Source organism: Pseudomonas sp. ME-P-057 (genome assembly GCF_030208975.1).
Lineage (GTDB): Bacteria > Pseudomonadota > Gammaproteobacteria > Pseudomonadales > Pseudomonadaceae > Aquipseudomonas > Aquipseudomonas lutea.
Map to the genome: position 1 here is coordinate 1 of NZ_JARVSX010000033.1, position 24,346 is coordinate 24,346.

The 24,346-nt window shown below is 60.5% G+C and carries 14 protein-coding genes and 1 rRNA gene; 9 read left to right on the plus strand and 6 right to left on the minus strand.

Features of this window, described 5'->3' with window-relative positions; genetic code table 11:
* The first annotated feature begins 168 nt into the window (after positions 1-168).
* From rrf to recD, 4 genes are all read left to right on the plus strand, one after another.
* A 5S ribosomal RNA gene (gene rrf / locus QRN48_RS16610) occupies positions 169-284 on the plus strand.
* Positions 285-506: 222 nt separating this feature from the next.
* Positions 507-3,989 carry an exodeoxyribonuclease V subunit gamma gene (recC, locus tag QRN48_RS16615; protein WP_285351769.1) on the plus strand — a complete coding sequence of 1,161 codons (3,483 nt, stop codon included), beginning with the start codon at positions 507-509 and terminating at the stop codon, positions 3,987-3,989.
* Positions 3,986-7,684, plus strand: coding sequence for an exodeoxyribonuclease V subunit beta (gene recB / locus QRN48_RS16620; RefSeq protein ID WP_285351770.1), 3,699 nt, complete (start codon positions 3,986-3,988; stop codon positions 7,682-7,684). The genes recC and recB overlap by 4 nt, the downstream gene beginning before the upstream one ends.
* Entirely contained in the window at positions 7,681-9,768 is a 2,088-nt protein-coding gene (gene recD / locus QRN48_RS16625; protein WP_285351772.1) for an exodeoxyribonuclease V subunit alpha, read from the plus strand. Before recB ends, recD begins: the two co-directional genes overlap by 4 nt.
* A gap of 212 nt (positions 9,769-9,980) precedes the next feature.
* Here the strand turns inward: recD and QRN48_RS16630 are convergent, their stop codons facing one another.
* The 5 genes from QRN48_RS16630 to QRN48_RS16650 form a co-directional block, all read right to left on the minus strand.
* Positions 9,981-11,549 carry an amino acid ABC transporter permease/ATP-binding protein gene (locus tag QRN48_RS16630; RefSeq protein WP_285351774.1) on the minus strand — a complete coding sequence of 523 codons (1,569 nt, stop codon included), beginning with the start codon at positions 11,547-11,549 and terminating at the stop codon, positions 9,981-9,983.
* A gap of 165 nt (positions 11,550-11,714) precedes the next feature.
* Positions 11,715-12,533 carry an ABC transporter substrate-binding protein gene (locus tag QRN48_RS16635; protein WP_285351775.1) on the minus strand — a complete coding sequence of 273 codons (819 nt, stop codon included), beginning with the start codon at positions 12,531-12,533 and terminating at the stop codon, positions 11,715-11,717.
* Positions 12,534-12,607: 74 nt separating this feature from the next.
* Positions 12,608-13,672: an isopenicillin N synthase family dioxygenase gene (locus QRN48_RS16640; RefSeq protein WP_285351777.1), complete on the minus strand. Its 1,065-nt coding sequence runs from the start codon at positions 13,670-13,672 to the stop codon at positions 12,608-12,610.
* Between the two features lie 13 nt (positions 13,673-13,685).
* The gene (locus QRN48_RS16645) at positions 13,686-14,537 is read right to left on the minus strand and encodes a sugar phosphate isomerase/epimerase family protein (RefSeq protein ID WP_285351779.1); all 852 of its coding nucleotides are present in this window, start codon (positions 14,535-14,537) and stop codon (positions 13,686-13,688) included.
* A gap of 431 nt (positions 14,538-14,968) precedes the next feature.
* Positions 14,969-15,916, minus strand: coding sequence for a LysR family transcriptional regulator (locus tag QRN48_RS16650; protein ID WP_285351781.1), 948 nt, complete (start codon positions 15,914-15,916; stop codon positions 14,969-14,971).
* A 752-nt stretch (positions 15,917-16,668) separates the two neighbouring features.
* On the opposite strand from QRN48_RS16650, the gene QRN48_RS16655 reads away from it, so the two are divergent.
* From QRN48_RS16655 to mmsB, 3 genes are all read left to right on the plus strand, one after another.
* Positions 16,669-17,997: an MFS transporter gene (locus QRN48_RS16655; RefSeq protein WP_285351783.1), complete on the plus strand. Its 1,329-nt coding sequence runs from the start codon at positions 16,669-16,671 to the stop codon at positions 17,995-17,997.
* A gap of 58 nt (positions 17,998-18,055) precedes the next feature.
* Positions 18,056-19,582 (plus strand): CoA-acylating methylmalonate-semialdehyde dehydrogenase, encoded by a 1,527-nt coding sequence (locus QRN48_RS16660; RefSeq protein ID WP_285351785.1) that lies wholly within the window; start codon positions 18,056-18,058, stop codon positions 19,580-19,582.
* 247 nt (positions 19,583-19,829) lie between these two features.
* Complete coding sequence (mmsB, locus tag QRN48_RS16665) at positions 19,830-20,717, plus strand: 3-hydroxyisobutyrate dehydrogenase (RefSeq protein ID WP_037012668.1); 888 nt, start codon at positions 19,830-19,832, stop codon at positions 20,715-20,717.
* Positions 20,718-20,950: 233 nt separating this feature from the next.
* On the opposite strand, the gene argH is transcribed toward mmsB, so the two are convergent.
* Positions 20,951-22,378: an argininosuccinate lyase gene (gene argH, locus QRN48_RS16670; protein WP_285351787.1), complete on the minus strand. Its 1,428-nt coding sequence runs from the start codon at positions 22,376-22,378 to the stop codon at positions 20,951-20,953.
* Between the two features lie 262 nt (positions 22,379-22,640).
* Between argH and QRN48_RS16675 the strand changes: the two genes are divergently transcribed.
* Both QRN48_RS16675 and mdaB read left to right on the plus strand, forming a co-directional pair.
* Positions 22,641-23,405, plus strand: coding sequence for a sulfite exporter TauE/SafE family protein (locus tag QRN48_RS16675; protein WP_285351789.1), 765 nt, complete (start codon positions 22,641-22,643; stop codon positions 23,403-23,405).
* Positions 23,406-23,634: 229 nt separating this feature from the next.
* Positions 23,635-24,219 (plus strand): NADPH:quinone oxidoreductase MdaB, encoded by a 585-nt coding sequence (gene mdaB, locus QRN48_RS16680; RefSeq protein WP_191944309.1) that lies wholly within the window; start codon positions 23,635-23,637, stop codon positions 24,217-24,219.
* Positions 24,220-24,346 lie beyond the last annotated feature (127 nt).

Here is a 24,346-nt window from a genome sequence, read left to right on the forward strand (position 1 = left end):
ATTGCCCGTGAGGCTTGACCATATAACACCCAAGCAATCTGCAGACAGACAGCAGATTGCGGTGTGTGAAGACGCATGAAGACGAAAGTTTGCGACCACACAGACAGACACCTGATCACATACCCGATTTGCCGAAGCGTTCGAGAGGACGAGTCGGTACCCGAATTTCTTGACGACCATAGAGCGTTGGAACCACCTGATCCCATCCCGAACTCAGCAGTGAAACGATGCATCGCCGATGGTAGTGTGGGGTTTCCCCATGTGAGAGTAGGTCATCGTCAAGATTAAATTCCAGAACCCCATCTGCTTACGCAGATGGGGTTTTGTTTTTGCGCGCTATTAAGTGCCAAGGCTCAAGCAGCCGATGAACAGGGGCAGTCTTTGCACGACTCTCTTCATGCAGGTGTCAGGGCTCGTTGCGTACCCGGCCTGTAAACGATCAGCCGCTAAAAACCCCTCATCCTCTGGTAGTCTTCTTTCTCTTTGAAAGACCAAGGGACGCAGCTATGCCGGTGACATCCGATCTCAACCCCGGATTTATGGTGGTTCATGGAAATCGCCTGGATGAGCTGCGGGGTCTTGTGGTGTCCTGGATGAGGCTTTACCCCCTGACGCCGCTTGAGAACGAAGTCGCACTGGTACAAAGCAATGGCATTGCTCAGTGGTTGAAACTTGCGTTGGCAGAAGACACTCATGATGATCAAGGGGGCTGCGGAATCGCCGCTGCGATTGATGTGCAGTTGCCCGGTAGCTTCATGTGGCAGCTCTATCGTGCCGTACTGGGCAAAGACGAAATCCCGGAAACGTCGTTGCTCGACAAAGCCCCACTGACTTGGCGCCTGATGCGACTGCTGCCTGGCCTGATCAATCAGCCACATTTTGAGCCGCTGCAACGGTTCCTGACGGCGGACACCGACCTGCGTAAGCGTTACCAGCTTTCAGAGCGCCTAGCCGACCTTTTCGATCAATATCAGGTTTACCGCGCCGACTGGCTTGCGGACTGGGCCGCTGGCAAGCATCAACTCAGGAACGTAAGAGGGGAGGCCAAACCCCTGAAGGCGGAAAACTGTTGGCAGGCCGAACTCTGGCGCGCGCTGCTGCACGATGTCGGCGCTGAAGGCATGGCGCAGAGCCGGGCTGGTGTGCATCGCCGTTACATAGAAGCTATCAACAGCCTCACTGAAGCGCCCTGCGGTTTGCCTGCAAGGGTCATCGTGTTTGGTATTTCTTCGCTGCCTGCTCAGGCACTCGAGGCGTTGGCAGGTTTGGCTCGGTTCAGTCAGGTATTGCTCTGCGTTCACAACCCTTGTCGTCATCACTGGGCGGACATCGTCGCCGACAAGGATCTCCTGCGTCACGAATACAAGCGACAGTCCCGAAAGCCGGGCATGCCTGTGGTTATGGACCCTGATGCCCTGCATCAGCACGCTCATCCCTTGTTGGCCGCATGGGGCAAGCAAGGCCGTGACTACATCAACCTGCTGGACAGCCACGACGATCCCCAGAGTTATCGTGCAATCTTCCGGGACGGCCGGATCGACCTGTTTAGCGAAAGCGAACCCGACACGCTGTTGAACCAGCTGCAGGACGACATCCTTGAGCTGCGGCCGTTAAGTGAAACACGCGAATTGTGGCCTCCCGTGCAGATCAAGACCGACCGCTCGATTCGTTTCCATGTAGCCCACAGCGCCCAGCGTGAAGTGGAGGTGCTGCATGACCAGCTTCTGGCGCGTTTCAGCAAGGACCCTGATCTGCGACCGCGCGACGTGATCGTGATGGTCCCGGACATCGACAGCTACGCCCCTCATATTCGGGCGGTGTTCGGTCAACTGGATCGCGACGATCGGCGCTTCATTCCTTTCACCCTTGCTGACCAGGGCCAGCGTGGGCGGGATCCGCTGCTGATCGCCGTTGAGCACTTGCTGAAGATCCCGGACAGTCGATTCCCGGTCAGCGAGATTCTGGACCTGCTGGACGTCCCTGCGCTGCGTGCGCGCTTTGGGATTGATGAGCGCGACCTGCCGACGTTGCACCGCTGGATTGAAGGCGCGGGGGTGCGTTGGGGACTGGATGCGAAACAACGTGAGGGGCTGGGACTCCCTGAACAGCTGGAACAAAACAGCTGGCATTTTGGCCTGCGTCGCATGCTGCTCGGCTATGCCGTCGGTGCAGGTGCTGCCTACGACGGGATTGAGCCCTATGACGAAATTGGCGGTCTGGACGCAGCGCTCATTGGGCCGCTGGTGTCGCTGATTGACGCTTTACAGGTTGCTCACAGCGAACTGTCGCAACCGGCGGCGCCTGCGTTGTGGGGCTTGCGACTGCAAGCGATCATGCAGTTGTTCTTCATGGCTGACAGCGAGCACGACGACTACCTGTTGAGTCAGCTGGAGACGCTACGGGAAACCTGGCTGCAGACGTGCGAAACCGTGGGCCTTGAAGAGCCCCTACCGTTGACGGTCGTGCGTGAAGCGTGGCTCGCCGGGCTGGATCAAGGACGATTGTCCCAGCGCTTTCTGGCCGGTTCGGTCAACTTCTGTACGCTGATGCCGATGCGCGCCATTCCGTTCAAAATTGTCTGTTTGCTGGGCATGAATGACGGCGATTACCCGCGCGCTCAGCCGCCGCTCGATTTTGACCTGATGGGCAGCGATTATCGTCCTGGCGACCGTTCCCGCCGTGAAGATGATCGTTATCTGCTGCTCGAAGCGTTGTTATCTGCCCGTGATCAGCTGTATGTCAGCTGGGTGGGCCGCAGTATTCGTGACAACTCGGAACGGCCGGCTTCGGTGCTTATCGGGCAGCTGCGCGATCATCTGGCCAGCGGGTGGCGGCTGGCCGGTGCCCATGAGTCTGAAGGTGATCAGAAGCGTGACCCGGGGCAGCAGTTGCTGCACGCGTTGACCGTTGAGCACCCGCTGCAGCCCTTCAGCGCCAAGTATTTTCGAGAAAGCCCTGAATTTTTCAGCTTCGCGCGCGAGTGGCAGGTTCTGCATGAGACAGTCACTGAAAAGGGGGACGTGAGGGCGCTGCAAAAGCACCAACAAGAGGAGCCGTTGAGCCTGATGCAGTTGCAGGATTTCCTGCGCAATCCGGTGAAGCACTTCTTCAGTCAGCGCTTGAAAATATTCTTTGAGGTCGCCGAAGCACCCCTTGCGGATGAGGAGCCCTTCGTACTCGACGCGCTTGAGCGCTACGGCATCAGTGACAGTCTGCTGCAGGCGGCGTTGTCGGACCCCGAGCATGTTCAGGTCTCGCTTGAGGCTCAGGCGACGCGCTTGCAGAGCAGCGGCGTGTTGCCGATGGCTGGCTTTGGCTCACTGCTACAGACCGAGTTGCTGGAGCCGTTACCAGACCTAGTGGCCAGGTATCAAGAATTGCTGATTCGCTGGCCATTGCGCTTGCACAGTGCGCTCCCGGTCAATTATGACCATCAGGGTGTAGAACTCGATGGCTGGCTCGACGGCCTCTATCAGAACCCTGAAAGCGAGCTGCTCGCGATAACCGCTATCCCCAATGCCATCGACGCCAGGAAGGCGCGCAAATGGCACCGCCTGAGCAAGCCGTGGGTAAACCATCTTGTGGCCTGCGCGTGTGATTTGCCGCTGACCACCGCGCTGGTCGCCAGCGACGAGACGCTGCTGTTGCAACCGCTGGACAAGGCATTTGCTACGCGCACCCTGAACGACTTGCTCCTCGCATGGCAGCAAGGCATGCAGCGGCCGCTGCCGATTGCCGTAAAAACCGCGTTTGCCTGGTTGAGTCAGACCGATGAGACAAAAGCTGAAGCCGCCGCGCGAAAGGCCTTTGACGGCGACGGCCAGAACAGTAAGGGCGAGCGAGCCGAAAGTACGGCCCTTGCACGCCAATTCCCTGACTTCGATGCCTTGCTGGCCAGCGAGGAATTTGTTGGCTGGTGCGAGGCGCTGTACAAGCCAATCTTTGACGCGCCCTGGCAGGCGCTATCGCATGCGGAGGTCGGCGCATGAGTGATGCTCAACAGCCTCTCGCACTGCGCTTCCCGCTTAAGGGCAGCCAGCTGATCGAAGCCAGCGCCGGGACCGGCAAGACATTTACTATCTCGGCGCTCTACCTGCGCCTTGTGTTGGGACACGGCAACGAGACCTCCGGATTCGGTCGTGAGCTATTGCCTCCACAGATTCTGGTGGTGACGTTCACCGATGCTGCCACCAAGGAATTGCGCGACCGTATTCGCACGCGACTGGCGGAAGCAGCGCGGTACTTTCGTGGAGAAATCCAGGCACCTGACGCGCTGATCGTAGGTCTGCGCGACGAATTTTCCGCCGAGCAGTGGCCCGGCTGCGCCAGCCGTCTCGATATCGCGGCGCAGTGGATGGACGAAGCAGCCGTCTCGACGATTCACAGCTGGTGTCAGCGCATGCTGCGTGAACATGCCTTCGACAGCGGCAGTCTGTTCACGCAAAGTCTGGAAACCGACCACAGCGACTTGCTGGGCGAAGTGCTGCGCGATTACTGGCGCAAGTTCTGCTACCCCATGAGTGGTGATGCGCTGATGTGGGTGCGCGAGCACTGGGGCGGGCCGGCGGCGCTGCTGCCAAAGGTCCGCGCATTGTTCGGCAGTGAGCGCGGCGCTGTCACGCAAACGCCGATACAGATCATCGAGCAGTCCATCCAGGAGCGGCGTGAACTCCTAAGGCAGCTCAAGGCGCCATGGGCCAACTGGGCGGCTGAACTGCATGCCATCTGCATCGACGGCGTTGCGTGTAAGGTGGTCGATGGCCGCAAGATGCAGGAGCGCTATTTCCGGCCGTGGTTCGACAAGCTGATTGCCTGGGCCAATGACGATGAGCAGGAACAGCTCGACCTCGGCACCGGCTTCACCCGGCTGACGCCCGACGGCATTGCCGAAGCGTGGAAGAACAACCCGCCGTCTCATCCTGCGTTCGAGGCAATGGTTGAGCTCAAGGTGGCGCTGGACACATTGCCCACGCCCGATGCAGCCGTGCTTGAGCACGCTGCCCAGTGGGTCGGGGCACGTTTTGAAGAAGAGAAGCGCCGACGCGCCGAAATGGGTTTCGACGACATGCTGCTGCGCCTGGATGCTGCGTTGCGCGGCAGCGGCGGGGAGCGTTTGGCGACGCTGATTCGTGAACAGTTCCCGGTCGCCCTGATTGACGAGTTCCAGGACACCGACCCCGTACAGTACCGAATCTTCGACAGCATTCACCGTCTTGAAGCCAACGACGAAAGCACAGGGCTGTTCCTAATCGGCGACCCGAAACAGGCGATCTACGCCTTTCGCGGCGCTGACATCTACACCTACCTGCGTGCGCGTCAGGCCACCACTGGCCGGCTGCATACGTTGGGCACCAACTTCCGTTCCAGCCACGCGATGGTCGACGCAGTCAACCATATCTTCCAGCGCGCGGAGACCAGCGAGACAGGCCGTGGTGCGTTCTTGTTTCGCACCGCAGAAAGCAATCCCGTGCCGTTTCTGGCGGTAGCGTCTCAGGGGCGTAAAGAGCGGCTGCAGGTGGACGGGGAGACACTCGCTGCGCTCAACGTCTGGCAGCTGGAAACGGATCAACCGGTATCGGGGACGATCTATCGTCAGCAGCTGGCGGCAAGCTGTGCGAGCGAGATCGCCCGGTTGCTCAATGCGGGGCAACAGGGGCAAGCAGGTTTCGTTAAAGATGGCGAGCCGTTGAAACAGTTGCAGCCCGCTGATATCGCGATTCTGGTGCGCGATGGCAAGGAAGCGCAGGCGGTCCGGGGCGAATTGTCGGCGCGCGGTGTACGCAGCGTGTACTTGTCCGACAAGGATTCTGTATTCGCGGCGCAGGAAGCCCATGACGTGCTCGCGTGGCTGAAGGCCTGCGCCGAACCTGATACCGAGCGGACGCTGCGCGCCGCATTGGCTTGCATCACTTTGGCATTGCCACTGGCCGAGCTCGAGCTGCTGAATCAGGACGAACTGGCGTGGGAAAACCGCGTCATGCAGTTCCGCGATTACCGCCGTATCTGGCGCACTCAGGGCGTGCTACCGATGCTGCGGCGTTTGCTTCACGACTTCAAACTGCCGCAAGCGCTTATTCAGCGCACCGATGGCGAGCGCGTACTGACCAACCTGTTACACCTCAGTGAACTGATGCAGCAGGCCGCTGCCGAGCTGGACGGTGAGCAGGCGCTGATTCGTCATTTGAGCGAGCATCTGGCCCTCGCCGCTCAGGCAGGAGAGGAGCAGATCCTGCGCCTCGAAAGCGATGAGCAATTGGTCAAGGTTGTGACCATTCACAAATCCAAAGGCCTGGAATACCCACTGGTGTTTCTGCCCTTTATCTGTTCAAGCAAACCCGTGGATGGCAGCCGTTTACCGCTGCACTTTCACGACGCCGACGGCCATGCGCAAATCAGCCTCAAGCCCACAGCGGCGCTGGTTGAGCAGGCGGATGACGAGCGACTTGCTGAAGACTTGCGTCTGCTTTATGTGGCCCTCACTCGCGCGCAACACGCGTGCTGGCTGGGGGTGGCTGATCTCAAGCGTGGGAGCAATGGCGCGTCGGTGCTGCACCGCTCGGCTTTGGGTTATTTGCTGGGCGGCGGCCAGAAGCTGCCTGAGTCCGTGGCGTTGGGGCAATGGCTGCGCTCGTTGGCAGAAGACCACGCGGCGGTTAAGGTTGGGCCTGTGCCGTTGCCGACAACCGAATCTTTCAGCGCGCCGCGCAGTGAAATGTCGTTGAGCAAACCGCGCGTCCCGCGCCGCAGCGCTCGTGAGAATTGGTGGATCGCGTCCTACAGCGCCTTGCGCATTGGTGACACCATTACTGACAGCGGCGATCAGTCGCCCGACAGTCCACAAGCACAGAAGCTTTTCGACGACGAGCGTCTCGACCCGGACGCACCTCGAGAGGTAATGGCCAGCGGCGGCGATATCCACCGGTTTCCCCGAGGGCCCAACCCCGGGACGTTCTTGCACGGCTTGTTGGAGTGGGCTGGGGAAAAAGGGTTCGCCGAGGCAGCCGCCGACCCGCTAGCGCTTGAAAAAGTCGTCGCCCAGCGCTGTAACCGACGTGACTGGAAAGGCTGGATCAACACCCTGACTGACTGGCTGCGGCATCTTCTGACGTTATCCCTCTATGTGGGCCCGGATGTTCAGCCCGTGGCGCTGTGTCAGCTGGATCAGCCGAACCAGTACCGCGTCGAGATGGAATTCTGGTTCGCTTGCACAAAAGTCGATGTGGCGCAGATGGATGCGCTGGTTCGCCGGTACACCCACAACGGTGCCCCAAGGGCGGCGGCAGAAACGGCCTCGTTGAATGGCATGTTCAAGGGCTTCATCGACCTCACGTTCGAGCACGAAGGCCGCTACTTCGTTGCGGACTACAAATCCAACTGGCTGGGCGTTGACGACGATGCCTATACCGAGCAGGCGATGGAAAACTCGATTCTGGACAACCGCTATGACCTGCAATACGTGCTGTATCTGCTCGCACTGCATCGTCAGCTCAAGGCGCGGCTGGCCGACTACGATTACGACCTTCACATGGGCGGAGCGGTGTACATGTTCGTGCGCGGCAGCCACGCTGCGAGTCAAGGCGCGTGGTTTACGCGTCCGCCCCGCGAGCTGATTGAAAGCCTGGATCTGCTGTTTCAGGGCCGTTCACCGGCGCAGGCAGATGTGCGGTCAGGAAAACTCGCATGAACCGTACATTCGCCCACTTGTTGCCGACGCCCTTGGACGCCGAAAGCCTGGCCGAGCTGAAGCCCCTTCACCGAGTCGATGATTTATTGCTGTTGTTGCAGCGCTGGGTCGAGCGCGGCTGGTTGCGCGCACTCGACAAGGCCTTCGTGGCGTTCCTGGCTGACCTTGATCCCTTCGCCGATTCACTGGTGCTGCTGGCGGCCACGTTGACAAGCCATCAATTGGGTCACGGCCATGTGTGCCTTGACCTGCACGAAACCTTGAAAGAACCGGATTTCGCTTTGTCGCTTCCGCCCGAGGGTGATGTGTTGTCGACGCCGATGCTGCTGCCTTCTTCGTTGCTCAAATCGCTGGATGGTGCGACGTGGTGCAAGGCACTGGAAGCCAGCACGCTGGTCGCTCGTGCCGATGATGACAGCGAAGCGGCGGCGCACAAGCCGTTGGTGCTTGCCGATCGGCGTCTGTATTTGCGCCGTTACTGGACGTACGAGCGCCGGATCGATGCGGCATTGAGTCGTCGATTGGCGCAGGTGGAGTCGGGGCTGAGCGATTTGCCGCAACGTCTGGATGCGTTGTTTGGCCCGGCCAGCACCGAGCCCGATGGATTGATCGACTGGCAGAAACTGGCCTGTGCGCTGGCAACGCGGCGCGCGTTCAGCATCATCACCGGCGGGCCCGGGACGGGCAAAACCACTACCGTCGTACGCTTGCTGGCGCTGTTGCAGTCGCCGGCGGTGGAGAACGGCAAACCGTTGCGCATTCGTCTGGCCGCGCCGACGGGCAAGGCGGCAGCGCGTCTGACCGAGTCGATCAGCCATCAGGTGCAGTCGCTGCAAGTGCCGGAGAACGTTCGGCAGAAAATCCCCAGTGAAGTCACCACCGTTCACCGCTTGCTCGGCAGCCGTCCGGGCACCCGGCATTTCCGTCATCACGCCGGTAACCCGTTGCCGCTGGACGTGCTGGTGGTCGATGAGGCTTCGATGATTGACCTCGAAATGATGGCCAACCTGCTGGACGCATTGCCGCCCCATGCGCGGATGTTTCTGCTGGGCGACAAGGATCAACTGGCATCGGTTGAGGCCGGCGCGGTATTGGGTGACCTGTGTCGCGACGCCGAGGCGGGAATGTATAGCCCGCAGACCCAGGCGTGGCTGGAGTCGGTCAGCGGCGAAGACCTCTCCAGGAGCGGTCTTCAGCAGGGCGATAGCCAGCATCACGCGCTGGCGCAACAAGTGGTGATGCTGCGCCATTCCCGGCGCTTCGTGGCAGGTAGCGGAATCGGTCAGTTGGCCGGGCTGGTCAATCGGCAACAGGACCAGGAAGCCCGCGCATTGCTCGCGGCGCGCCAGTACCCGGATCTGTTTTCTTTGGTGCTCAAGGGTGAGCAGGATCGGGCGCTGACCCGATTGCTACTGGAAGGTCATGCAGATGGCCCCCAGGGTTACCGTCATTATCTGAGCGTGATGCACGCGCAGCGGCCGCAGGGTTTGACCCAAATCGAGGACCCACGGTGTGTCGAGTGGGCGCGGCGGGTATTGAACGCTTTTGACGAATTCCAGCTGCTGTGCGCCGTCCGCAAGGGGCCGTGGGGTGTGGAAGGGCTGAATCGACGGATCACGGAAACGCTCTTCACCGCCAGGCTGATCGAGAATGACCATCAATGGTACGAAGGGCGTCCGGTGCTGATGACCCGTAATGATTACGGGCTGGGCTTGATGAACGGCGACATCGGCATCGCCTTGCGGCTGCCTGAAGGGCCGGTTGAGGAAAACCGTCAGGCGCTGCGTGTTGCGTTTCCGCGCAATGATGGCAGCGGCGGCGTGCGCTTTGTATTGCCGAGCCGGCTCAATGACGTCGAGACCGTGTACGCAATGACGGTGCATAAATCCCAAGGCTCGGAGTTCGCGCACACGGCGTTGATCTTGCCGGAAGCGCTCAATCCGGTGCTGACCAAGGAGCTGATTTACACCGGCATCACCCGGGCCAAGCATTGGTTCAGTCTGATCGAACCACGCCAGGGCGTGTTCGAAGAAGCGCTGCGGCGCAAGGTCAAACGCCTGAGCGGGTTGATGCTGGGGCTGTGACGGGCGCGTCTAGATCGGCCCTGCCATTGGAGCGGCCTGCTGGTGAGGGGGTTGGTCAGTCATCTTCTAGGTGAACGACCTGACGCATTCGCGGGCAAGCGCGCTCCTACAGTTGAACTGCGCCAGCTTCGAAATCTGCGATGTGCACCAAGTCTGTAGGAGCCGGCTTGCTGGCGAACGCATTCTGCCCGGCGCTACAACGGCGAATGAGACTAACCGACCTCGCCAGCAAGCCGGCTTTTACTTACGTTGTGCGGGCTCGGTGAATGCGAATCCAGCCCCATGAACTTGCGCACCCGCTCGCCGCATTGGTCGGCCAGGATGGCGTGGGGCGCGGCATCGTTCTGGACGATGCCGTTTTCCATGAAGATCACCCGATCGGAAATCGACAGGGCGAAGTCCATTTCGTGCGTAACGATCAACATCGTCATGCCTTCTTTCGCCAGGTCGGCGATCACTTTGAGCACGTCACCGACCAGCTCCGGGTCCAGCGCGGAGGTCGGTTCGTCAAACAACATGATCTGCGGATCCATGGCCAGCGCACGCGCGATCGCCACCCGTTGCTGCTGACCACCTGATAATTGATGCGGGTACTTGTGCGCGTGGGCCAGCAGCCCGACCTTGTCGAGCAGGGCATAAGCGCGTTGTTCACTCACCACGCGGTCGCGGCCGTGATAGCGCGGGGCCAGGGTCACGTTGTCAAGAATGGTGCGATGGGGGAACAGGTTGAAGTTCTGAAACACCATGCCGATGCGCTGAATCCCACGGCGGATCTGCGGGGCGTTGGGATTGTCGCCGGCGTGAATGTAGCTCTCGCCGAACAGGATGATTTCGCCTTGGTCGATGGTTTCCAGACTGTTCACCGTACGAATCAGCGTGGTCTTGCCCGAGCCTGACGGGCCGATGATCGAAATGACCTGGCCCGCTTCTACTTTCAGATCGATGCCCTTGAGCACCTCGTGCTGCCCGTAGCGTTTCTGGATGTTGACCAGTTGCAGCGCGGGCGCCGAGCCAGCACGCGCAGAGGGTTGCGGGGCCTGTGCGGGCTGACTGCCCAGGCGAGTCCGCAGGTCGACGAGCGCAGCGTCGTCGAGGGCCTGCGGCTTGCGGTTGCTCAGTTCCAGATGCTGCTCCAGCCAGTGAAACAGCCAGCCGAAGACCGTCACGATCATCACGTAGTACACGGCAACGGCCGACAGGGTTTCCATTACCAGAAAGTTTTGCGCGTACAGGCGCTGCCCCACCGTCAGCAGTTCGGTGAGGGAAATCACCGACACCAGCGAGGTCAGTTTCACCACCGTGATGTATTCGTTGACCAGCGTGGGCAGGGAGATACGGAACGCCTGTGGGATGACAATCAGACGCTGCATGCCGATCAGGCCGACACCCAGCGCGCGGCCCGCTTCTTTCTGACCTTTCGCCACCGAAATGAGGCCACCCCGGTGGATCTCCGCCATATAAGCTGCTTCGGTCACCACAAGCGCCAGGAGGCCTGAGTAAAACGGGTTGGAAAGCACGTCACGGGTCACCGGGAACATCTGCGGCAAGTTGTAGGTGAACACCACCAGCACCAGCAGAGGCACGCTGCGGAAAAACCAGATATAAATCGACGCCGGGACGCTGATCCAGCGCGCGGTCGAAAGCTTGGCCGACGCCAGCAGAAACCCCAATAGCATGCCGATGAACCAGCCCAACGCGCTGAGCTCGATGACCGTGATGCAGGATTCCCAGAAATCAGCGACCGAGAACAAGGAAAAAAAGTAGGACCATTCGAATTGCATACACACCTCAGCGGGGCCGGACCCTGCGGGATTCTCTTATCAGGCGCGAGCCCTTGTAGGAGTGAGCTTGCTCGCGATGACGTCGGTACATCCGATACACCTACATCGTCTGTCACGGCCAATCGCGAGCAAGCTCACTCCTACACGGGGTGAAGCATCAACCCGTCAGTTCTTGGGCTCTTCCAGGTTGTATTTCTTCAGCAGCGCCGCGTATTCGCCGGATTTCTTGGTCTCGTCGAAGGCCTTCAGCAATGCCTGATACAACTCGTCATTGCCCTTCTTCACATAGATGCCGAGCGTTTGCTGGTAGATCGAATGTTCGGTGCTGACCACCACGCGGCCCTTGGTGCGCTCGGCGATCATGCCGGCGGCGCCGTCGATTTCCACTTGTGCCTGGACGTTGCCTGACAGCAGCGCCTGAGTCACTTCGGGCGCTGAAGGGAATTCGCTGACGGCGACCGCGCCTTTGCCTTTCGGTACGCAGTACTCGGCGGACAGTTTGTTGAACTGGGTCACCCAGGTGGTGCCTTTTTCCAGGCCGACCTTAAGCCCACACAGGTCCTCCGGCACTTTGGGTTTGAGCGGGCTGTCCTTGAGCACCATGATCGCGGCGCCTGTCACGGCGTAGGGAATGGTTTGAGCCTGCGTCTGGCGCTCCGGCGTGATGTACATGCCGGAAATGATCGCGTCATAGTGGCCGGCATTCAGGCTGAGGATCAGGCTGGAGAATTTGGTATCGATGAACTCGGGTTTGAGCTCCAGATGCTTGGCAAGCAGGCGCGATAGGTCAGGGTCGGCGCCCACGACGTTTTTCTTCTCGTCGTAGGATTCGAACGGCGGATAGGTAATTTCCATGCCCACCTTGAACTGCCCGGGTGTAACAGTCGTGGCGGTCTGTGCGGCCGTCGCCGCGCCTGCTGACGCGCCGAGCACGGCGCAGGCAACCACGGTCAGGCGGACAGCAATGTTCGAAGTGTTGCGCATCGTCGGTGACTCCACGTCAGGAAAGCAGGGTTGGGGGTTCTGAACATTCGGGCGGGGCAGGGTGGCGCATCGCATCACGACGCATCCTGGGTCTGATTCTTCAAATGGCCGAAGCTCGATGGCTTGCGCGCCTTTTCGTACAGCTTGAGTTCGCCGCGCTCGACCTTGCGGCGCAGGTACTGATAGGTCTGCAGCGCCTGACCGAACATGTGTTCGCCGATGGTGATTTCTTCGTAGTCGGCGGTGCCCTTGTCGAACTGTGGCAGGGGTTTGATCTGCGTGTGGAAATCGCAGGCAAAGAACAACGGAAACGAGTACCGCTCTTCGCTCACGGTGCGCACCCGATGAGCTGTAGCAACGAACGTACCAGCGGTCATGACCTCCAGCATGTCGCCAATATTGACCACGAACGCGCCCTCAAGCGGAGGCGCATCGATCCATTGCCCCAGGTCGTTCATCACCTCAAGGCCAGGCTTGTCGGCCAGCAGCATGGTGAAGCACTCGTAATCGGTGTGCGCACCAATACCGGGCGCGTCTTGAGCGACGCCGTCGAACGGGTAATGAATCAATCGCAGCTTGGAGGGCGGGCGGGTCACCATCGACTCGAAGTAGCCTTCCTCCAGACCTAGCGCCAGCGCAAAGCCGTCGAACAGGCGTCGCCCCAAGGCAAACACCGCCGCGTAATACGCTTCGACGGCAGGCCGGAAACCCGGCAGATCAGGCCATTCGTTGGCGCCGATAAGCGGGGTTTTGGCGATCACCAGCGGATCGTCATCGGCCACTTCAAAGCCGATATCGAACGCCTCTTTGTGGTCAGGCTTGCCCTTGGCGTACACCTCTTCGCCCTCCGGCACGAAGCCTTTATGGCTGCGGGACGTGCCGATGTAATGCTGCATTTTGTAGTCGAGCGATTGTGCGAAGAGGTCCCTGGCGGCCTGACGCAGCCCCTCGATCAACGACGGCGCAATGCCGTGATTCCTGATGTACAGAAAGCCAACCTCCCGGGCGGCCTTGCCCAAGTCGTCGGCGACGGCCTGACGCCGTGCAATGTCGGGGCTGAACAGTCCAGCGATATCGACCACCGGGATGCTGCTGAAATTGGCGACCTTCGGGGCTGCCGCGTGCGACGGATCTGGCATGACGAAACGCTCCTTATCGGCTGGTTGTATGAGTGAAGCGCTGGAAATGTTCGCGTTCGGTCTGGGCCATCGACACGTTGAGCGACCACAGGTCCGCCACCGGCACGTTGGTGAAGGGCAGATGATGCAGATAGCCATCTGCGCCGAATTCAGGGGTCATCGTGGTGACTTGACAACCGCGCGCCTGCTGGGATTGCCACACGGCTTGCCAGTGCTGCTGATGGAAAGCCAGTTCGCGGGCGTACTCCGGTGCGGCGGGGTGAGGAACCTGAGGGCCCTGGTCATAACCGACCCGGGCCTGGATGTGATGAACGCGTTCAACGAAGGCGCCGAGATCGTCCTCAGGGTCGTCAAGAAGGCGCTCGCACGTGACGATCCAGTGGCTGATGTCACTGGTGAACCTCAGGTCGGGAAGTTGGCGAATCAGCTCAAGGGTGACCCACGGATTGAACAGCGAACGCGCCCGGTGGGTTTCAAAGACAACGGTCTGGCCGTGCTTGCGCGCCACCTCCAGCGCCTGACCAAAAAAATCCACCTGCTGCGGCAGCTGCCATCGGTCATTGCCGGCCAGCACGTTGACGAAACGCGGTGCCAGTTCGGTGGACCAGGCGAGCTTCTGCTCCAGATCGTTGAGGTGTTCCGCCGTGGTTGCTGACTGTTCGGGGAGGACGTCGTATGCCGTGAAGACGGTAGCGATGTAGGGCACGTGGTTGGCGCGCAGGAAGGCGCCGAACTCCGCGCGCTCGCCCGGCGTCAGCGGCAGGCGTGCTTCCATGCCGTCGAATCCGGCGTCGAGCAATTCATCCAGCGCCTGAGCCTTGCTGGCGCGGTAGCCCCACAGGGTGCGGAAGATTTCCAGTTTCATCGAGGCTCCTCAAAGATTGCAGCTGACGTGCGAGCCGCCACTGATTAACGCGACGGCTCAAGCCGAAACGGAGTACAGCGGCAGTCACATCAGAAAAAGGCAATCTTCGGGCCTGGTCTCTGCTGGACGGGCTCCTTTGTTGGCGCCGATCTTAGAGTTGGCTAATGAGGCTAAAGAATAGGAAAGCTCAAATGCATAGTTCAGAGATTTCTGAACTATGGCGCGAAGGGGCAGAACAGACGTTCGGACCTTTGCAAGAGCGCGCTGGCCCGCGAATAAACTCGCTCACTCACCAGAGCTTTAGCGGCCTGACGCCGCCTTCGCGAGCAATGTGCAGCGCTACCCGGTCATTCCCATAGAATCGGGCTTGCTGCGCAGCGGCGCGTTGTCTGAACGACCGGAGGCGCCTACCTCATGCCGTGACCGATGACTCAATCCACAAACGTCATCTGCCCGGTTTTACCCAGCAGAAACGCCTGGTTGCGCTCAGTGGTTTCGCGGATGTAATCCCACAGCAATGTGATCCGCTTGAGCTTCCTCAGATCTTCCCGGCAGTACATCCAGAACTGCCGGGTGATATCCACCTCAGTCTCCAGCACTGGCAGCAGTCGCGCATCCTGTGCCGCCAGAAAACACGGCAGAATCGCCAGTGCTCGTCCCTGCAATGCCGCGACGTATTGGGCGATGACGCTGGTGCTGCGCAGCGTGGCGTGAGCGCCGGGCAGAAGGTTGCTCAGGTACAAGAGCTCGGAGCTGAAGGCCAGATCATCGACGTAGCTGATGAAGGGATGCTCGGCCAGGTCCTCGGTTTTGCAAATGGGGGTGTGGCTGTCGAGATAGTCTTGGGTGGCGTAGAGGCGCAGGCTGTAATCACACAACTTGCAGCAGACGTAAGGCCCGTGCTCCGGTCGCTCCAGCGCGATGACGATATCGGCCTCGCGCTTGGACAGACTGATGAAGTGCGGCAGCGGCAGGATGTCGACTGAAATGGCCGGGTAGGTGTCGGTGAAATGACTGAGCTGCGGCGTGATAAAGAAACTGCCGAACCCTTCCGTGCAACCCATTCGCACATGCCCTGACAACGCAACGCCGGAGCCTGAAACCTGCTCGCACGCGATGTGCAGCGTACTTTCTATGGACTCGGCCGCGCCCAGCAGTCGCTGGCCCTCGGGCGTCAGGATAAAGCCAGTGTTGCGGGACTTCTCGAACAACAGCGTGCCGAGAGCCGCCTCCAGTGAGCTGATCCTGCGCGACACCGTCGTGTAATCGACGGCCAGGCGTTTGGCTGCGGAGCTGGCCTTGCGCGTGCGTGCGACTTCGAGAAAAAACTTCAGGTCATCCCAGTTCAGTCCACTCAGGGAGGTGATGTTTTTTTGCATGTTGGACCTGCTTTTATGTGCGTTCTTATTAGAAGTTTGCACATCTATACTCCGAAGCGCGGCCGGATCCAACCTGACCAGTTTCTTGGAACAACACCATCCGTAGGGGCCGGCTTGCTGGATCACCAGCGCAAGCGATCACACCAGTACAACGCGGTCTGTAGGAGCCGGCTTGCTGGCGAACCGGATTGTGCCATTGGCGCAGATGTCGCTGACCCGGTGGGTTCGCCAGCAAGCCGGCTCCTACAGGATTTGTGATTCGGCCAGAAACGTCGCCTAACCAGAAGAGGTAAACAGGCGAGCAAAATCACCAGCGTCAGTGGTCAAGCTATTCACACCAGTACAACGCGGTCTGTAGGAGCCGGCTTGCTGGCGAACCGGATTGTGCCATTGGCGCAGATGTCGCTGACCCGGTGGGTTCGCCAGCAAGCCGGCTCCTACAGGATTTGTGATTCGGCCAGAAACGTCGCCTAACCAGAAGAGGTAAACAGGCGAGCAAAATCACCAGCGTCAGTGGTCAAGCTATTCACACCAGTACAACGCGGTCTGTAGGAGACGGCTTGCTGGCGAACCGGATTGTGTCATTGGCGCAGATGTCGCTGCCCCGGCGCGTTCGCCAGCAAGCCGGCCCCTACAGGATTTGGCACCCATCCAGCTTTTTGTAACCCAATCGATATGAGGTAAGCGCTCCACCACATCGGCCCACCCACACGCATAACACCCTGCACAACAATAAATAAGCGGAGGAGTTTATGAAGAACGCTATAACGGCGGACGCCGGCGCACTCGATGCCGGCTCTGTAAAAGACGCCCGATCCTACCGGCTTGCCGGCGCGGCGAGCATGGCCGGGACCACCATTGAGTGGTACGACTTTTTTCTTTACGGCACTGCAGCCGCCCTGATCTTCAACAAGATATTTTTCCCTGCACTGGACCCGATCATCGGCGTGTTGGCGGCCTTCGCCACTTACGCGGTGGGCTTTCTCGGCCGGCCGTTGGGCGGCATCGTGTTCGGCCATTTCGGCGACAAGATCGGTCGCAAGTCCATGCTGCTGTTCACGCTGATGCTGATGGGGATTCCGACCATCATCATCGGCCTGATTCCCACCTATGAGCAGATCGGCTATTGGGCAGCGGTGTTGCTGGTGGCGATGCGCTTTTTACAGGGCATGGCGGTGGGCGGAGAGTGGGGCGGTGCGGTGCTGATGGCAGTTGAGCACGCCCCCGAAGGTCGCAAGGGCTTCTACGGCAGCCTGCCGCAAACCGGCGTCGGCGCGGGGCTGGTGCTGGCGTCGCTGGCCATGGGCATGGTCGCGAAGTTGCCTGAAGCCGACATGCTCAGCTGGGGCTGGCGAATTCCGTTCCTGGCCAGCGTCGTGCTGCTCGGCGTAGGTTGGCTGATTCGCCTGAAGGTCCCGGAATCGCCCGATTTCGAGAAGCTCAAAAAAGACAACATCGCCGTCAAAGTGCCGCTGTTCAAAGTATTCCGCGAGCACCCCAAAGAAACCCTGACGATCATTGGCGCGCGCACTGCCGAGAACGCCTGGTTTTACATGTCAGTGACCTTCGCGTTGGCGTATGCCGCCAACCAGTTGCTCATCCCCCGTGCCGATGTCCTGAGCGCGATCACTGCTGGCGCTGCGCTTTCGCTGGTGACGATGCCACTGTGCGGGCACCTGTCTGACAAAGTCGGTCAGAAGCGTCTGTATTTCGCCGGGCTTCTGCTGCTCTGCGCTTTCGTCTATCCGTTCTTCGCCATGCTTGGCACCCGCGAGCCGCAAATGGTGTGGTGGGCGATGGTGCTGGCCGTCGGCGTGGTCTTCCCGATCCTGTACGCCCCCGAATCGCTGCTGTTTGCCCGACAGTTTCCGGCCGAGATTCGCTACAGCGGTATCTCTGTGTCAGTGCAGCTGGCCGGCGTCCTGGGCGGTGGATTCGCGCCGATGATCGCTACCCAGCTATTGGCGCTAGGCGGTGGCAGCCCGCACTACGTGATCGTTTACCTGATCGGCATGGCGTTAGTGGCCCTGGTGTGCACCGCGCTGATGAAACGCGATCCACCTCGTCATCGCGCTGGCTGAAACGAACTTTTTTCAGTGCGCCGACGCACGCGCACTGCCTTGAATGGAGCGACTGTTAATGAACGTGTCATTGAACAAAAACAACACCACCGTGGCCCGCGTGAAATTGCTGATTGGCGGCGAGTGGGTCGATTCACAATCCAGCGAGTGGCTGGAGGTGGTCAATCCGGCAACCCAGGAAGTGCTGGCCCATGTGCCACTTGCCACTGCGGCTGAGGTCGATGCTGCCGTCGCCGCCGCTCAGAACGCATTCACCACCTGGCGGCACACGCCGATTGGCGCCCGCATGCGCATCATGCTCAAGCTGCAGGCACTGATCCGCGAACACTCCAAACGCATCGCTGCCGTTCTCAGTGCCGAACAGGGCAAAACCATTGCCGATGCCGAGGGCGATATTTTTCGCGGCCTGGAAGTGGTGGAGCATGCCTGCTCCATCGGCACCTTGCAGATGGGCGAATTTGCGGAAAACGTCGCGGGTGGAGTGGATACCTACACGCTGCGTCAGCCGATCGGCGTCTGCGCGGGGATCACGCCGTTCAACTTCCCCGCGATGATCCCGCTGTGGATGTTCCCCATGGCCATCGCCTGCGGTAATACCTTCGTGCTCAAGCCGTCCGAACAAGATCCGATGTCTACGATGCTGTTGGTGGAGCTGGCCGTCGAGGCGGGCGTACCTGCCGGCGTGCTGAACGTGGTCCACGGCGGTAAGGACGTGGTCGACGGCCTCTGCACCCATAAAGACATCAAGGCCGTGTCCTTTGTCGGTTCCACGGCGGTGGGCACACACGTTTACGACCTGGCGGGCAAACACGGCAAGCGCGTGCAGTCGATGATGGGGGCCAAGAACCACGCGGTGGTGCTGCCCGATGCCAATCGCGAACAGACCCTCAATGCGCTGGTTGGCGCAGGGTTCGGTGCGGCAGGTCAACGCTGCATGGCAACGTCGGTGGTGGTGGTGGTTGGCGCCTCGAAGCAGTGGATTCCCGATCTCAAGGCGCTGGCGCAAAAGCTGACCGTGAATGCGGGGAGCGAGGCAGGCACAGACGTCGGACCGGTGATTTCTCGGCGTGCGAAACAGCGCATCCTCGACCTGATCGAAAGCGGCGTTCAAGAGGGTGCCACCCTTGAGCTGGACGGACGCGGCATTACGGTGCCGGGCTACGAGCAAGGCAACTTCGTCGGGCCGACGCTCTTTACGGGCGTGACGACCGACATGCAGATCTACACTCAGGAAATCTTCGGGCCGGTGCTGGTGGTCCTGGAAGTCGACACGCTGGATCAGGCCATCGCGCTGGTCAACGCCAATCCGTTCGGCAATGGCGTCGGTCTGTTCACCCAAAGCGGCGCCGCTGCGCGCAAATTCCAGAGCGAAATCGACGTGGGGCAGGTGGGCATCAATATTCCGATTCCAGTGCCGGTGCCATTCTTCAGCTTCACCGGATCGCGGGGCTCCAAGCTCGGCGATCTGGGCCCTTACGGCAAACAGGTGGTGCAGTTCTACACTCAGACCAAGACGGTCACCAGCCGCTGGTTCGACGACGACAGCGTGAATGACGGCGTAAATACGACGATTAACTTGCGCTGAGCGCAGCGCGCTCATCAAGCATGACAACGCCGCTGGCAACCTACGGATTGTGGGAGTGAGCTTGGTGGCGAAGAGGCCGGGAAACCGCGACGTCTTCAGCGACTGAAATGCCGTCTTCGCGAGCAAGCTCGCTCCCACCGGGACTGTGCTTGCAGACCGACTGCGCAGCGCCCGTACGCCTCAGAATTTCCTAAAGAGATCGCATTCCGTTAGGCGCTATGGCTGAGTTTTGAACAAGGAGAACACCATGAAAATTGCATTCATCGGCTTGGGCAACATGGGCGCTCCAATGGCCCGCAATCTGATCCGTGCCGGGCATCAGCTGCATTTGTTCGACCTCAACCAACAGGTGCTGGCCGAGCTGGCGGAGCTGGGCAGTCGCATCAGTGAGTCGCCCAAACATGCGGCACAGGGCGCGGACCTGGTGATCACCATGCTGCCTGCCGCCGCCCACGTGCGTGCGGTGTACCTGAATGACGACGGGGTACTGGCCGGGATCAGTGCCGGGGTGCCGGCGGTGGATTGCAGCACCATCGACCCGCAAACCATTCGTGATGTGGCGGCTGCGGCCGCTAAACAGGGCGTGGTGGTCGGCGACGCGCCTGTGTCAGGCGGTACGGGTGGCGCGCAGGCTGGGACGCTGACGTTCATGGTGGGCGCCAGTCAGGAGCACTTCACGGTGCTCAAGCCAATTCTTGCGCAGATGGGCCGTAACATCGTCCATTGCGGCGATGTGGGCACCGGCCAGATCGCCAAGATCTGCAACAACATGCTGCTGGGGATTTCCATGATCGGTGTGGCGGAGGCGATGGCATTGGGCGACCGACTGGGTATCGACACCGGCGTGCTGGCCACCATCATCAACAGCTCGACCGGCCGCTGCTGGAGCTCTGAAATGTACAACCCATGGCCAGGGGTGGTGGAAACCGCGCCGGCCTCGCGAGGCTATACCGGCGGGTTTGGCGCTGAGCTCATGCTCAAGGACCTGGGCCTGGCGACCGAGGCCGCAAAAGCTGCGCGCCAACCGGTGCTCATGGGCGCGCTGGCGCAACAGCTGTACCAGGCGATGAGCTTGCGCGGCGATGGCGGCAAAGACTTCTCGGCGGTGGTTGAGGGGTACATCAAGAAAGGCTGAATACACCGCCCATACCCGACGCCTTCCCCGCTAAAGCCGGTCCCACACTATGCACGCGGTCAATCAGTGGGACCGGCTTCAGCCGGGAAGAGGCCAGCACCAATACCGCGATTTGGCGGCGTGACATCCGACGACTTCCCGGCTAAAGCCGGTCCCACAGTGTGCGCGCTTCCCGGCTAAAAGCCGGTCCCACACCATGCGCGCTTCCCGGCAAATGTCTGTCCCACTGACAACTAACCCCGCGGGCCGCTGTAATCGTTGGCCCACTGCTCCTGGGCGGCCAGGTGCAGTTTGAACCGCGCGATCTGCTCGGCCACCCGAACCGGTGACGTCCCGCCCCAACCGCTGCGCGCCGCCAGCGCCGCCTGCAGCGTCAGGCTCTCAAGCACTTCCCGCGTCAGGCGGGCATCGGTGTCCGCAAGCATTTGCGGTGTCAGCTCGGGCAAGCCGATGTCCTGCGCCTCACACAGTTGCACCAGTTGCCCGGTGATCTCGTGCGCTTCCTTGAACGGCACGCCGCGCACCGCCAGCCAGTCTGCGATTTCCGTCGCCAGGGTGAAGCCCAGCGGCGCCTGACGCAGCAACTCGTCCTTGCGCACCTTCATCGTGCGAACCATGCCGGCGAAGGCGGGCAGCACCAGATTCAGCGTGTCCACTGCATCGAAGATCGCATGCTTGTCTTCGCTCAAATCCCGGTTGTAAGACAGCGGCTGCGCCTTGAGCACCGAGAGAATCGCGGTCAGTGACCCGATCAGTCGGCCTGACTTGCCCCGGGCCAGCTCAGCGATGTCCGGGTTCTTTTTCTGCGGCATGATCGAGCTGCCTGTGGCGTAGGCATCGTCGAGCTCGACCCAGCGAAACTGCCGCGACGTCCAGATGCAGAACTCCTCGGCCATTCGCGAGATGTTGATGCCCAGCATGCTCGCACAGAACAGAAACTCAGCCACATGATCGCGGCTGGCGACGGCGTCGATGGAGTTCTCGCACGGCCCTGCGTAGCCCATCTCTGCTGCCGAACGCTGAGGGTCACGCGCAATCGCAGACCCGGCCATGGCGGCAGCGCCGAGCGGCGAAAGGTTGAAGCGCCGATCCCAGTCCTGTAGCCGCTGGATGTCGCGATGAATTGCTTGGGCGTGGGCCATCAAGTGGTGGCCGAAGACAATCGGCTGCGCCTGTTGCAGGTGGGTGAAGCCTGGCGCGATGGTGTTGACGTGCTGCTCGGCCTGGCCGACCAGCGCCTGTTGCAGATCGAGCACCGACAAGGTGAGCAGGCGAATCCGGTCGCGCAGAAACAGGCGCATGTCGTTGGCCGTCTGGTCATTGCGCGAGCGCCCTGCGCGAAGCTTGCCGCCCAGTGCGCCGAGCCGTTCGGTGAGCAGGCGCTCGATGAAGGTGTGTACGTCCTCGTCTGCGGCAATGGGCTGGACCTTGCCGGCGGCAAAGTCCTCGTCGATCGAGTGCAGGGCGGCGATGATGCGCTGCGTCTCTTCAGCGTCCAGCAAGCCTGCGCGTTCCAGCTCATGGGCGTGGGCTTTCGAGCCGGCAACGTCGTAGGGCGTCATGCGGAAATAGGCGGCCGGCGAGCGCGACAGGTTGGCCATCGCTTCGGCCGGTCCGGACTTGAAGCGCGCGCCCCACAGACGCTCGGTTGCATCGGACATAGACATTCCCCCTTCAAACATGTGATGGCTGGCGAGCCAGGCGTCAACGACGTGAGACGATCCTAGGAAATTGCTGGCGATGGGGAAACGTCACAAATGGCAAGTCGGGTTGGCAAAAATGGAAAGCTGGCCTGCTTGGTGTTTTAGCTGACAGCCAGCGCTCGGAAGCGATGCCGATGTTTCCCGTTTCCGCTGGTGGCCGAATGTGGTGAAGTGGCGCCGTTATTCGCTTTTCAACCGTCGACTTTCGCAGGATGCGCTCATGGCTGCTTTTTTCACTCTGTACCAGGACCTTGGCTGGAGTTTTTCGGTGCTGGTCATGCTGACGTTTCTGCTGGCAGGGACGGTCAAAGGGGTGATCGGCATGGGACTGCCGACGGTGGCGATGGGTTTGCTCGGGGTGATGATGCTGCCAACCCAGGCGGCAGCCTTGCTGCTGATTCCATCGACGCTCACCAATTTTTGGCAGCTGGCGACGGGCGGGCATCTGCGCGGCCTGTGGGTTCGTTTATGGCCGCTGTTGCTGATGATCGTCATCGGCACGATGATCGGCGCTTACACGCTGGGGCTCGGCAATGGGCACGGGATGGCGAGGGCATTGGGGGCTGCGCTGTTTGTGTATGCCCTGTGCGGGCTGTTCCTGCCGACACTCAATGTCCCGCCCGCTGCCGAGCGCTGGCTCGGGCCTCTGTGCGGGCTGGTCACGGGTTTGGTCACTTCAGCCACCGGCGTCTTTGTCATTCCCGCGGTGCCTTATATTCAAGGGCTGCGGCTGGATCGCAATGAACTGGTCCAGGCGCTGGGGCTGTCGTTCACTGTCTCAACGCTGGCGCTGGGCGTGGGGCTGTTCTGGAATGGCGCAGTGGGCAGCGCAGAAATGGGAGCCTCTGTACTCGCGCTGCTCCCGGCGCTGCTGGGCATGATGTTCGGGCAATGGCTGCGTCAGCGCATCAGCGCGTTGCTGTTCAAGCGCATGTTTTTCATCGGCATGGCATTGCTGGGCGCCCACTTGATGATTGCGGGTTAAGCGAGGCGCGTTGGCATCTAGTCGTTCGCTCATAGCATGCATTCTTAACATTGAGCGCGATAATTCACCAATATGTGTGTCATTCGTGAATCCAGCGCAAAGGTATTTTGCTGCGCCGCTGCTTATTCTTGCCCCATCCCATCGATATCCTGCCGTCCATTCCATACAGATAACGCTCAATCCGGCACTGCCCAGGCGCAGGCCGCGTTGACTTCGGACGAGGCTTGATATGAAGAAAGTACTGTTTCTCAACGGCGGCAAACAATTTGCGCATTCGGAAGGTCGTTATAACGCGACCCTGCATGAGGCCGGTCTGGCATTTTTGGACCGTGCCGGCTTTGAGGTGCAACAGACGTACATCGACGCAGGCTACGACGTGGCCGCCGAGGTGCAGAAATTTCTCTGGGCCGATGTGATCATCTGGCAAATGCCCGGCTGGTGGATGGGCGCGCCCTGGACGGTGAAGAAATACATCGACGAGGTGTTTACCGAAGGTCATGGCAGCCTTTACGCCAACGATGGTCGCAGCCGTTCCGATGCCTCGCGCAAGTACGGCAGCGGCGGCTTGCTGCACGGCAAGCAATACATGATCTCGGCGACCTGGAACGCGCCGCAGCCGGCCTTTGACGACCCGTCGGACTTCTTCGAAGCAAAGGGTGTCGACGCGGTCTACTTCCCTTTTCACAAAGCCAACCAGTTTCTCGGGATGACCGGCCTGCCGACTTTTTTGGCGGTTGACGTGATGAAGGTGCCGAACATCGACGCAGACGTGAGACGCTATGAAGCGCACTTGGCGTCGGTCTTGGCGGGCTAGGCTTCAAGCTTCAAGCTTCAAGCGTGTGTGCGATGCGGACGCTCGGCTTGTAGCTTGTAGCTTGTAGCTTGTAGCTTGTAGCTTGCAGCTAGTAGCTTGACGCTCTTCTTGCAGGCGAGGGATGACA